The sequence below is a fragment of the Amycolatopsis sp. WAC 04197 genome, from assembly GCF_003947475.1.
Taxonomy (GTDB): Bacteria; Actinomycetota; Actinomycetes; order Mycobacteriales; family Pseudonocardiaceae; genus Amycolatopsis; species Amycolatopsis japonica.
The window spans coordinates 525,191-537,155 of record NZ_QHJK01000003.1; the positions used below are offsets into that span (position 1 = coordinate 525,191).

The following is an 11,965-nucleotide window of genomic DNA, read 5'->3' on the forward strand; positions in this document are numbered from 1 at the left end:
GACCCCCCTCCCCCGGCTCAGCCGCTGACGCCGGTCCGGGCGGCCACGGCCCGGCGCAGGTCGCCGGTGAAATCCGCGACCCGCCTGCGCAACGGCAGTTCGACGTCGGGGCGGGCGAGCAGTTCGTCGGCCAGCCGCAAGGTCTCCGCCGAGGCGGCGTAGCGCGGGTAGAGGAACCGCACCAGCACGTCGAGGACGAGGTCACCGCGCGACCGGGCGGCCGCGGGCATCTCGGCGAAGAACCGCGGGACGTAGCCGGCGGTCAGCTCGGCCTGTTCCGGTTGCCAGAATCCTTCCGCCAGCGCCCAGAGCCCGTAGCTGGACATCTCGGTGTCGCCGATGATCGCCTCCCACGCCGCCGCCTTGGCAGCCGGATCCGGCCTGGCCGCCCGGCATTTCGCCGCGAACTGCTCGCCGCGGGTGCTGGGATCCGCGGCGTGGGCGGCGGTGATCTCGTCCTCGGAGAGCGCGCCGAGCACGGCGAGCCGGTACCTCGTGCGCCAGGCCAGATCCGCGTCGAGGACGAGCCCCGCCGGCAGCCGGGTGCCGTCGAGCCAGCCACGCAGCTCGTCGACGTCCGTGCTGAACTCGACGAGTCCCCGGCACAGGCACAGCCAGATCTCGTCGGACGGCTCGACCTCGGCGATCCGGTCACGAAGAGCATCGGCGACGGCGGCGAGCGCGGCGGGCCGCCGCTCCGGGTGCAGGAAGCGGTCGGCGACGTCGAAACGAGCCTGCTCCAGCACCTCGACGACGATGGACGGATCCGTTTCGACGGCGAGCATCCCGGTCACCAGTTCGAGGTGCTCCGCGGCCGGGTACACGCCGTCCTGCACCGCCATCAGCAGCGCGCACCACACCATCGCGCGGTTGACCGGGGACAGCTCGGGAAGGAACCCGGGCAGCGCGGCGCGGGAACGATCGTCGAAGCGGATCTTCGCGTAGGTCAGGTCGCCGTCGTTGAGCAGCAGGAAGTCCGGCGCCGGACGGCCCACCAGTTGCGGCAGCGCGGTCCGCGGTCCGTCGATCGTGACCCGGATCGTCGTGGACTCCTCGCCGTAGCAGCCGATGTCCAGGGTGTGCGGCCGCGGCACCGGATGCTCCTCCGGGACGTCTTGGCGGACGGCGGCCGCCGTGATCACCCCGCCGGACACCGTGATCTCCGGGGTCAGCGTGCCGACGTCGCAGGTGGAGAACCACACCCGCGCCCATTCCGTCAGGTCCGTGCCGGCGGCCTCGCTCAACGCGGTGAGGAAGTCGGTGAACGTCGCCGTGCCGTACGCGTGACGGGTGAAGTAAGTACTCAGGCCCGCGCGCAGCGCCGGGGTACCGACCCGGGCAGCCAGCTGACGCAGGACCGACGAGCCCTTGAAGTAGGAGATCCGGTCCAGTTCGAGCAGCACCGTCCGCACGTCCGGTCCGGCCAGGCTCACCGGATGGGTCGACGGCCGCTGATCGGCCACATAGGCCTGGGCCTTGCGCCGGACCGCGAACGTGGTCAGCGGGCCGGAAAACCTCGTCACGTCGCCGGTCACCCGATGGGCCATGTAGTCAGCGAAGGCCTGCCCGAGCCACAGGTCGTCCCACCAGGTGTTGGTGACCAGACCGGCGAGCCACATCAGGGACAGGCCGTGCGCGATCACCACGGCCCTGGTCTCGCGTTCGCTCCGCGGCACCGCGGAGCCGAAGAGGTACAGCTCGCGCAGCAGCACACAACCGGGGTGGTCGAGGGAAAGCACGCTGAACTCGGGTACGAAGACCTGGTCGAACTTTTCGAACGGGTAGGACACGCCGAACAGCCGCCGGTACTCGTCGAGACACTGCCCGGTGATCTCGAAGACCTCCTCGACGTCGGCCTTGAGCCCGTCCGCCAGCGACGCACGGCAATGCAGGCCCAGCGGCACTCCGCCGTGCTCGGCGTGGAACGACTCGTACGGGCCGGCGACCAGCGTCGTCAGATAGGTCGCGAGTGGCGCGGTTTCGGCCAGCCGCCAGTGTCCCGGGCCGAGCCGGGTCGACGGCGCGTTGCCGAGCACCTGCCAGTCGTCGTCGGGAACCGTGACGTCGAAGGTGAAGGGCGCCTTGAGATCGGGCTGGTCGAAGCAGGCGAAGATCCGCGGCGCGTTGTCGATGAACACGTAGGCGTAGAGGTAGACGCGGCCGTCGGCGGGGTCTACGTACCGGTGCAGCCCTTCACATTCCCGCGAGTAGGCCATGTCCGCGACCACGACGAGCTCGTTCTCCCCGGCGAGGCCGTCGAGCGGGAACCGGCCGTCGTCGAGTGCGGCCGGGTCCAGTTCCCGGCCGTTGAGGATCACCGAGCGCAGCTCGCGGGGACGCACGTCGAGGAACGTGGCACCGGGGCTCGCGTCGAAGACGATTCTCGTGGTCGAGCGAAAGGTCTCGTCGCCGGTCGTCAGATCGAGATCCACCCGATACGACCGGATCCGCAGCAATGCGCCGCGCTCTTTCGCTTCGGCCTGCGTCAGACTGGGCATTTCCTCGGCCCTCCAAATAGCTGCATCGCGGCCGCCGAACAGCTCAGGCGGCCGCCGAATAGACAATCACCCGGCCGCCGGACAGCGCATTCCCCGCGCAACCGTGCCGCCCGATCCAGTTGAACACCGCACCGCGCTCGGACGCCGATACGGCGGGGCCGGGGACTCAGTTGAGCACCTAGTTCACCGTCGACCGACGACATACCCTCTGACCAGGAGCGCGGGGAGGGGAAACAGTGATCACGCAGTTCATGAGTTGAACGACGCCGATCCAATGGGGACATTTCAGAGGGGACGCGGCGGTCGTTGATTCGACATCCTCGCACTGCCGTACAAATCGAACTTTCCGGTCCGAGGCGACCTCGCCCGAAAACAGTGAAGAGTCGATATTCGGTAATCGGTTCAGGCGCCCAGGACTCATTGAAGAGTAAGTCGCAGGTTTGCCGTACACAACCCGACGGGGGTGCCCATTGACCGGGCAAGCTGACCACGCCTCGAGCCAGGAACATTCGGCTGATTCGAATGACCAAGACGAACCGTCGACCGGGTATCCGAAGGCGGATCAGGTCACCTACAGCGTCCCGGTGGCCGCGTTGCGGCCGGCGGACTCGCCGCGGCTGATCGGCGAGGACGCCGAGCACATCCGGGTGCTGGCCGAACCGGACCGGGCGCTGCCGCCGATCCTGGTGCACCGGTCGACCATGCGGATCATCGACGGGATGCACCGGCTCGGCGCGGCCCGCCTGCGCGGCCAGAGCACCATCGACGTGGTCTTCTTCGACGGCAGCGAGGAAGACGCGTTCGTGCTGGCGGTCAAGGCCAACGTCGCGCACGGCCTGCCGCTGTCCTACGCGGACCGCGAGGCCGCGGTCGCCCGCATCGTCATCTCCCATCCGGACTGGTCGGATCGCGCCATCGCCGCGGCCGCGGGCCTCGGTCCCCGGACCGTCGCCGCGGTTCGCGGCCGGATCGACGGGTTGCCGCGGACGACCGCCCGGCTCGGTCGCGACGGCAGGGTCCGCCCGCTGGACAGCACCGATGGCCGTCGCGTCGCGAGCCAGCTGATCGCGGCCTTCCCCGACGCGTCGCTGCGCTCGATCGCGCGTGCGGCGGGGATCGCCCCGGCCACCGTCCGTGACGTACGGGAGCGGATCCAGCGCGGCGAGGATCCGGTGCCGCCACGCCGTCCCCGCGCCGTCCGGGAGACCGTGGCCGACCGCCGCGACGCCGGCCCGCCCGCGCACGACCACACCGAGCGTCTCTCGACGAAGGAGCGCAACGCGGTCCTTCGGAACCTGGAACGCGATCCGTCGCTGCGGTTCGCCCAGTCCGGCACCCGGACCCTGCGCTGGCTCGTCCACCGGGTGATCGCCGAGGAGGAGTGGCGCGAACTCGTCGACACCGTCCCGCCACACAGCGTGTACGTCCTCGCCGCATTGGCCCGCCGGTGTGCCAACGAGTGGATCGAGTTCGCGCGACAACTGGAACAGCGGGTCGGCACGCAGAAGTCATAACCCGGATACCGCGAGTGAATACGACCGGTGTTCAACCGGGCACCGGGGACGCAGTTGAACGTCGAGCAGTTGTCGGCGCGCGAGGCGTGCGGCACTATTCCCGGGCACCACGCCTTGTGGCCGAAACAGTTTCGGAAATCGCGCCGCGCCAGACCACGAGAAGTGACCACCATTGCCCGATAACTCCCGTCGTCCTTGAATGGCGTGCGGCGGTTTTCGAATACAGCCGCCCGCGATATCGACTCATGATTTCTCATCGGATGACCGGCTCGGCATGAGGAGAAGAAATGGCAGCACCGCTCGCCGAATTCGGCATCGCCGGCTTCGGTTACGCGTTCGGCGAAGACCAGGACGTCGAACGCACCGCCGGTTCCTACGTCACCGACCCGGAACGCGTCGTCGGCTGGGGTTACCGGACCTTCCACCGTGCCGCGGACGGCGTGACCTCGACCGCGCTGGCGGCGGAGGCGGCAGGCCACGCGCTGGCCAGGGCGTCGGTGGACCCCGAGGACGTCGATCTGGTGGTGGTGGCCAACTCCGAACTGGCGGAGTACCCGTACTGGGACTCCTCCGCGGCGCTGGCGAGGGAGCTGAAGATCCGGGAGCGGCAGACGATGCTGCTGACCGAAGGCTGCGCCTGCGGGGTCACCGGTCTCGGCGCCGTCGCCGGACAGCTGACACTGCAACCGGAACTCGGCACGGTGCTGTTCACCGCCGTCAACCGGGTCAGCGAATTCCACCGCAACCGGATGAACGTCAACAACGCGGTGCACAGCGACGGCGCGGTCTCGGTGGTGCTGCGCCGGGGCCACGACCGCGTCACCTGGCTGGCCACCGAACAGTTCACGGATTCCGACTTCTGCGACTGGTTCCGCACCGACGTCGGCGGCAGTGTCACGCCGGTGCCGCCGCCCGGCTGGTCGAGTGCGACGGCGCCGAGCGGGACCGAACGTGTGCAGGCTCATTTCCGGAAGGATCCCCGGCGGCTCGCGCACTTCAGCGAGCAGCTCAACGCACGGGTCATCGAGGTGATCGACCGGACCTGCCGCCGGGCGGGCGTGCGACGCGCGGATCTCGCGCGGTTCGTCTACATCAACGATCCGGACGGCATCGCCGAACTGGCAGGCCTGATCGATATCCCGCTGGCGAAGACGAACCACGATCTCGCCGCCGAACACGGCCATATGGGAGCGGCCGACCAGTTGATCGCGCTCGGGACCTACCTCGATCGCGGCGAACTGAATTCCGGCGATCTCGTCGCGCTCGCCGGAATCTCCATCGGCATACGCTGGTATTGCACGATTTTCCGAGTCTAGGCAGGGGTCGATGAACGATTTCACGGAATTGCTCGACGGCCTGCGAGCTGCGGTCGACGGCCGGACGGCACCGGCACCGGGGGTGCGCCGGCTCCTCGCGGAGGTCGAGGACCCCGCGACGATGCGCCGCGCGGGCCACGTCCTGGCCGATCTCCCCTCGCTCGCGCCGGATCTCCGCCCGATCAGGGTGACCGTGCTGGCCACCGGCACGATCGGCCCGTTCGAACACCTGCTGCGCGCCGCGATGGTCGCCGTCGGCGCGCAGCCCACCCTGCTCCTCGGCGACTACGGCACGTTCGACCTCACGCTGGCCGCGGGTGAGATCGACGGCTCCCCCGACCTCGTCACGTGCCTGATGGACGAGCGGTACTTCTTGCCGCGCGAGTGGGGCGCCGTAGACACCGAAGGCCTGGCCGCGCACATCGAGGCCCGGTTCGCCGAGTTCCGGGGAGCGATCCTGGCCTGCCTGCGGCGTACGCCGGGCACGTTCGTGCTGCACACCGTGCCGGTCCCGGCCGAGCTGCGCGATTCGCTGATCAGCTGGCGGGCGCGCGCCGCGGCCGCGCGGGCCTGGCACCGGCTCAACGCGGACCTCCTCGGCCTCGCGGAGGAGGACGGCCGGATCACCGTCGTGGACCTGGCGGGCGAACTCGCCGACGTCGCGGTCGCGGCCAGGGACGACCGGCTGCACCGGTACGCCGACCTGCCGTACACCGACGGCGCGCTGCTCACGCTGGCGCGGCGGGTCGCCAGGGTGGCCGCGGCCCGATCCGGGTTGTCCCGCAAGGTGCTCGCCGTCGATCTGGACAACACCCTCTGGGGCGGCGTGCTCGGGGAAGCGGGCGAGGCGGGGCTGCAGCTCGGCGGGTTGTACCCGGGGAACTGCTACCAGGATCTTCAGCGAGCCGTGCGCCGTCTGCGCGAACAAGGCGTCATCCTCGTACTGGCCAGCAAGAACGACGCCGGGCCGGTGGACGAGGTGCTGACCCGCCATCCGGAGATGCTGCTGCGGCCCGACGATTTCGCGGTCCGCGCGGTGAACTGGTCGGCCAAGGCGGACAACCTGCGGCACGCCGCCGAGACGCTCAACCTGGCCGCGAACGCGTTCGTCTTCATGGACGACTCCCCGTTCGAACGCGGGCACGTGGCCGCCGAGCTTCCCGAGATGGCCGTGGTGGCGGCCGACGGAGACCCCGCCCACCTGGTCCGCTCGCTGCTGCGTCCCGGCTGGTTCGACGTACCGGAGCTGACCGACACCGACCTGAAACGTCCGGCGCTGTACCGCTCGCGGGCGTTGCGCACCGGCTTCTCCACCGGGTTCGCCTCCTCGGAGGACTACCTGCACGCGCTGCGGACGCGGCTGATCGCGCATCCGGTCACCACGTTCGAGATCGGCCGGGTCGCCCAGCTTTCCGCCCGCACCAACCAGTTCAACCTGACCGGGATCCGGTTCGACGAGGGCGCCACGACCGCGATGTGCGCCGACCCGGACCGGCTGGTCGCCTCGTTCGCGGTGTCGGACCGGTTCGGCGACGAGGGAATCGTCGGCGCCGCGTGGATCGAGAGCCGCGGGCGGGTGTGGTGGGTGCTGAACCTGGTGCTGAGCTGCCGGGTGTTCGGCCGGGGCATCGAATTCGCGATCGCGGACTGGATCGTGCGACAGGCCCGCGACGCCGGAGCCACCGCGGTGGCCGGCCGCTACGTGCCGAGCGAGCGCAACAAGGTGGCCGACGGCTTCTGGGAGAAGGCCGGCTTCACCCCGTCCGACGAGGACGGCACGTACACCGTGGTGCCCGCCACCGCGCCGACCTGCCTGCCCACCTGGATCGCCTACCCCGGAGACGAGTGATGACCGAACTGGAAGACACGGCGTCCGTCGTGCTGAACACGCTGAGCGAAGTGCTGGGCAAGCCGATCGGCGAACTGCGGGCCCGCGAGGCGCTCGCGACGCACGGCTGGGACAGCCTCTCGTCGCTGGAAGCCCTCTCCCGGCTGGAAAGCAGGCTGGCGGTGACGCTCGATCTGCGCGCCTACCACGCCGCTCACACGGTGACGGCCTTGATCGACCTCGTCGCGGCCGCCGCGACGACCAACGCGGGCGCCGGACGGCGCGGATAACCGGGGAGGATTGCGGTGCGATTTCAAGAAGTAGAGCTGCTGGCGATCGGGGCGGGACCGTCCGGCCTCGCCCTCGGCGTCGCCGTCGAAGAGCTCGCGAAGGCGGAGCTCGCGAAGGACACGCTCATCGTCGAGCAGCAGGACGACGTCGTCTGGCAGCGCGGCATGCTGATCCCGTGGACGCAGAGCCAGGTCTCCTTCCTCAAGGACCTGGTCACCCAGCGGAATCCGCGCAGCGCCTTCAGTTTCGTCAACTACCTGCACTCGGTGGGACGGCTGGACCAGTTCATCAACCTGGGCAGCTTCACGCCGTACCGGATGGAGATCTCCGGATATCTGGGCTGGGTGGCGAAATCATTGCCGAACGTGCGGATCGACTACGGGCGGCGGTGTGTCTCGGTCCGGCCGTTCGGCGTCGCGGACGGGGCCGGCGAGTGGCTGGTCCAGATGGCCGACGGCAGTGCCGTGGTGTGCCGTCATCTGGTGGTCGCGGCCGGGCGGGATCCCTACGTCCCGGACACCTTCTCGTCCATCCCGCGCGAGCTGATGATCCACAGCACCGAATTCGCGGCCAGGATCGGCGAACTCGATCCCGAACGGACGCGCCGGATCGTCGTCGTCGGCGGGGCGCAGAGCGCGGCCGAGATGCTCTGGACGGCACACCAGACGTTCCCCGGGGCGCGGTGCACGATGGTGATGCGCTCGATCGGCCTCAACGCCTACGAGGCGAGCAAGTTCACCAACGAGCTGTACTACCCGTCCTTTGTGGACGAATTCCATTCGGCGCTGCCGGAGGCCAGGGCGCAGCTGCTGCGCGAGATGCACCGGACCAACTACGCCGGGCTCGCCCCGGACATGCTCGACACGCTGTACCGCCAGATGTACATCGAGCGGCTCACCGGCACCGAGCGCATCGAAATGATCCCGATGGTCGACGTGGCGGGCGCCGAGATGGACGGCCGCGAGATCGTGCTCACCCTCGTCGACCGCAAATCCGGACGCCGGTTCACGCAGCGCTGTGACGTGGTGCTGCTCGGCACCGGTTTCACCAAGCGGATGCCGGGGATCGTCAAGGACCTCGCGTCCGCGGTCGGGGTGGACGAGATCACCGTCAACCGCAGCTACCGGATGAGCCTGCCGCCGTCGTTCAGCGGGACCTGCCATCTGCAGGGGGTGAACGAGGCCACCCACGGTATCGCCGATTCGCTGCTCAGCGTGCTGGCCGCGCGGGCGGCGGAGATCGTCACCGATCTGCTCGCCGACCGCCGGATGCCGCCGCTGCCCGCCGTCACCGAAGCCGATGCCCGCCCGCTCGCCGCCACCCAAGGAGCGCAGTGACCATGATGGAGATCCGCAAGTTCGACAGCGCGCGGCTCAAGCCGGACAACGGTCTGGCCGCCACCCGGCTGCTGCCGTGGCCGGAACTGAACGCGCCCTTCGAAGGCTCCTGGTGCGTGGTGCCGCCGGGCGCCGAGTCCGGGGCGCACAGCCACCACGAGTACGAGATCTGGGTCGCCATGGCCGGATCCGCGGAGATCGTCTGCGACGGGCACCGGACGCCGTTCGCCGCCGGGGACATCGTGCATTTCCCGCCCCGTTCGCACCACCAGGTGGTGAACAGCGGATCCGAGGAGTTCCGGATGTACGCGGTCTGGTGGGACAAGGACATGGCCGGGCGGTTCACCACCCGCGACGAGGCCGGCGTGTAGATGTCCACGACCATCGTGGTCGCCGCGACGCCGACGTCCAACGGCGACCTGCACATCGGACATATGGCCGGGCCGTACCTGGCGGGCGACGTGTACGCCCGGTATCTGCGGGCCACCGGCGCCTCGGTGATCTACACGACCTGCACCGACGACAGTCAGAGTTATGTGGTCACCACCGCGCGCCGGACGGGCACCACGCCGCGGGAACTGTGCGCCGGGTCGACCGAGGCGATCGCCCGTTCGCTCTCCGCGATGGGCATCTCGACGACCGGTCTCCCGCCGATCGACGACGTGTACCGGCGCGCGGTGCTCGAGTTCGTCACCGCGCTGTACGACGCGGGCCGGTTCCGGAAGCGGACGGTGCGGCTGCCGGTCGCGACGCGTTCGGGGACCTACCTGTTCGACGGACTGGTCAGCGGAACCTGCCCGGTGTGCCTGGCGGGCAGCAGCGGCGGGGTGTGCGAGGCCTGCGGGCACCCGAACAACTACGACGAGCTGCTCGACCCGCACTCCACAATGGACCCGGACGACCCGGTCGCCTACCGCGACACGGAGATCCTGGTGCTGCCGATGGAGGAGTACCGGGACCGGCTGACCGCCTACTACACCGCTCAGGCGGGACGGTGGCGGCCGCACGCGATGCAGCTCATCGGGGAGTTGCTGGCCAAGCCGCTGCCCGACGTACCCGTGACGATCCCGGCGGCGTGGGGAATTCCCGCGCCGTTCCCGGAGACCCCCGGGCAGATGCTGTACCCATGGATCGAGGCGATGCCCGCGGTCATGTACAGCACCTGGTGGTCGGTCGGCGACACCACGCTGCCGCTCGACGAGCACTGGCGCGCCGAACACGAGGCCGACGTCGTCTACTTCCACGGTTACGACAACGTCTACCACTGGGGCCTGATGGATCTCGTGTTCCTGCTGGCCCACGGCGACCGGTACGTCACGCCGTCGGCCAACGTCTGCAACGAGTTCTACGACCTGGCCGGCGAGAAGTTCTCCACCAGCCGCGACCATCTGATCTGGACCGCCGACCTGCTCGCCGAGGTCCCGCGCGACCTCGTCCGGTTCCATCTGGCGTATACCGCGCCGGAGCTGTCGCGCACCGGTTTCACCCGGGAAGGCCTGCGCGACAACGGGTACCGGCGGCTCAGCACCCCGTGGAACGCGCTGGCGGAGGCGATCTCGGAGACGGCTCGCGGGCTCTCCGGCGCGGTGCCGGTGACCCCGGACGGGCGGCGGCGCGCCGCGGCCATGGTGCAGCGGTTCCGCGGCTGCTACGAGTTGCCCGGCTACAGCATGAACCGGGCCGCCGAAACGGTGCTCACCCACCTGAACCGGCTGCGTGACCTGGCCGCCGGCTCGGCGATCGCCGCCGGCGACCTGATGCTCGAAGCGCGCACGTTGCTGGCCGGCGCCGCCCCGATCCTGATCGACGCGGCCGGCGCGGCGGCCGCGGCCGGGGCCGACCTGTCCCTCACGGCCGAAACGCCCACTTCCGTTCCCGTGTTCCGACTCCCGCGGCTGCCCGAGGAGGCTGGCCATGAAGCTGCTGACCATCGAGACCCGTCAGTACCTGACCTACTACCACTCCCGCTATCGGCAGGTGCAGGCGTTCGGCGTCGATCTGTACGTGATGAACGGTGAAGGGACGGCGGATTTCTGGCCCGCCGACCACTACCGGCTCGTCGGTTCGAAGAAGATCGACGAGATGATCGCCTGTGCCGAGGAATGGCACGCCACCGAGCATTTCGACGGGGTGATCACCTTCTCGGAGGCGGCGGTGATCGCGGTCGCCTCGGTGGCCGAGGCGCTCGGGCTGCCGGGCATCGGCGTCGAGGCGGCACGCAACAGCCGCAACAAACTGCTGATGCGCCAGGCCTATGAACGGGCGGGCGTGCCGATCCCCGCCTTCCGGTACGTCACCGAACTCGACGACGCGCTGGCGGCGGGTGCCGAGTTCGGCTATCCGGTCATCCTCAAGCCCACCCTGGGCGCCGGAAGCCATCTGGTGTACCGGGTGGACGGTCCGCAGGAAATGGCGCGGGACTTCGCGACGGCGAGCGAGGGCCTGCGGAACATGTTCTGGATCAACGCCGAGGCGGACGACGTCGACCTCGGTCCGATCGGGTTGCTCGTCGAGTCCTTTCTGGACGGACCCGAGTACCTGATGGAGGCGCTCGCCTGGGACGACGAGGTCTACCTCGGCTCGGTCGTCGACCGGATCACCGCGGAGGGCCGGAGTTTCGACGACGACGTGCACCACGCGCCGACCTCCCTGCCCGCCGAGGAACTGGCCAGGGTGCACCACGCGGTCAAGGCGGCCGCTCGTGCGCAGGGCTTGCGGCGCAGCGTGATGCACGCCGAAGTGCGCTACCACGAGGGCAAACCGCATCTGCTGGAGATCGCGGCCAGGGTGGGCGGCGGCGGGCTGGACACCATCGCCCGGATCACCGCGGACTACGATCCGATCCGGTCCGTGGTCGACGTCGGCCGGGGTGTCAAACCGCCCGTCCGTCACTACTGGCCGACCGGGACGCATATCACCGCGATGTGCCTGATCTGCGACGGCGGCGTGGTCGAGAGCATCGAGGTTCCGCCCGAGGTGACCGAGTCGGACCGGGTCTTCCTCCAGCAGATCACCGCCCGCCCCGGCGACGTCATCCTCAGGCCGCCCGACGGCAACACCATCTTCGGCTTCCTCGGCACCACCGGAACGTCCAAAGAGGACGCTTTCGGGCTCATGACCGAGCTCGCTGGGAAGATCACCGTCACCTTGGAAGGTGACCGGTGAGAACAGCCCGTCCGCG

The 11,965-nt window shown here is 69.5% G+C and carries 9 protein-coding genes; 8 read left to right on the forward strand and 1 reads right to left on the reverse strand.

The window, feature by feature from the left end:
- Positions 1-17: 17 nt before the first annotated feature.
- The gene (pepN, locus tag DMC64_RS15370) at positions 18-2,498 is read right to left on the reverse strand and encodes an aminopeptidase N (RefSeq protein ID WP_125734068.1); all 2,481 of its coding nucleotides are present in this window, start codon (positions 2,496-2,498) and stop codon (positions 18-20) included.
- A gap of 584 nt (positions 2,499-3,082) precedes the next feature.
- Here pepN and DMC64_RS15375 point away from each other — a divergent pair.
- From DMC64_RS15375 to DMC64_RS15410, 8 genes are all read left to right on the forward strand, one after another.
- Positions 3,083-4,012 (forward strand): ParB/RepB/Spo0J family partition protein, encoded by a 930-nt coding sequence (locus DMC64_RS15375; protein WP_037339934.1) that lies wholly within the window; start codon positions 3,083-3,085, stop codon positions 4,010-4,012.
- A 287-nt stretch (positions 4,013-4,299) separates the two neighbouring features.
- A complete protein-coding gene (locus DMC64_RS15380; RefSeq protein WP_125734069.1) occupies positions 4,300-5,328 on the forward strand; it encodes a 3-oxoacyl-[acyl-carrier-protein] synthase III C-terminal domain-containing protein in 1,029 nt (342 codons plus the stop codon).
- Positions 5,329-5,338: 10 nt separating this feature from the next.
- The gene (locus DMC64_RS15385; protein ID WP_125734070.1) at positions 5,339-7,177 is read left to right on the forward strand and encodes an HAD family hydrolase; all 1,839 of its coding nucleotides are present in this window, start codon (positions 5,339-5,341) and stop codon (positions 7,175-7,177) included.
- On the forward strand, positions 7,177-7,446 hold the full coding sequence (locus DMC64_RS15390) for an acyl carrier protein (protein ID WP_125734071.1): 270 nt from the start codon (positions 7,177-7,179) through the stop codon (positions 7,444-7,446). Before DMC64_RS15385 ends, DMC64_RS15390 begins: the two co-directional genes overlap by 1 nt.
- Before the next feature lie 15 nt (positions 7,447-7,461).
- On the forward strand, positions 7,462-8,784 hold the full coding sequence (locus DMC64_RS15395; protein WP_125734072.1) for a lysine N(6)-hydroxylase/L-ornithine N(5)-oxygenase family protein: 1,323 nt from the start codon (positions 7,462-7,464) through the stop codon (positions 8,782-8,784).
- 2 nt (positions 8,785-8,786) lie between these two features.
- Positions 8,787-9,155, forward strand: coding sequence for a cupin domain-containing protein (locus DMC64_RS15400; RefSeq protein ID WP_199754995.1), 369 nt, complete (start codon positions 8,787-8,789; stop codon positions 9,153-9,155).
- On the forward strand, positions 9,156-10,802 hold the full coding sequence (locus tag DMC64_RS15405; protein WP_125734073.1) for a class I tRNA ligase family protein: 1,647 nt from the start codon (positions 9,156-9,158) through the stop codon (positions 10,800-10,802). It abuts the gene before it with no gap.
- Complete coding sequence (locus tag DMC64_RS15410) at positions 10,699-11,949, forward strand: ATP-grasp domain-containing protein (protein WP_125734074.1); 1,251 nt, start codon at positions 10,699-10,701, stop codon at positions 11,947-11,949. Before DMC64_RS15405 ends, DMC64_RS15410 begins: the two co-directional genes overlap by 104 nt.
- Positions 11,950-11,965 lie beyond the last annotated feature (16 nt).

Excerpts from the sequence above, each read along its gene's own strand:
- pepN (WP_125734068.1), bottom strand. The coding sequence starts at position 2,498 with ATGCCCAGTCTGACGCAGGCCGAAGCGAAAGAGCGCGGCGCATTGCTG.
- DMC64_RS15380 (WP_125734069.1), top strand. The coding sequence starts at position 4,300 with ATGGCAGCACCGCTCGCCGAATTCGGCATCGCCGGCTTCGGTTACGCG.
- DMC64_RS15385 (WP_125734070.1), top strand. The coding sequence starts at position 5,339 with ATGAACGATTTCACGGAATTGCTCGACGGCCTGCGAGCTGCGGTCGAC.
- DMC64_RS15390 (WP_125734071.1), top strand. The coding sequence starts at position 7,177 with ATGACCGAACTGGAAGACACGGCGTCCGTCGTGCTGAACACGCTGAGC.
- DMC64_RS15400 (WP_199754995.1), top strand. The coding sequence starts at position 8,787 with ATGATGGAGATCCGCAAGTTCGACAGCGCGCGGCTCAAGCCGGACAAC.
- DMC64_RS15405 (WP_125734073.1), top strand. The coding sequence starts at position 9,156 with ATGTCCACGACCATCGTGGTCGCCGCGACGCCGACGTCCAACGGCGAC.
- DMC64_RS15410 (WP_125734074.1), top strand. The coding sequence starts at position 10,699 with ATGAAGCTGCTGACCATCGAGACCCGTCAGTACCTGACCTACTACCAC.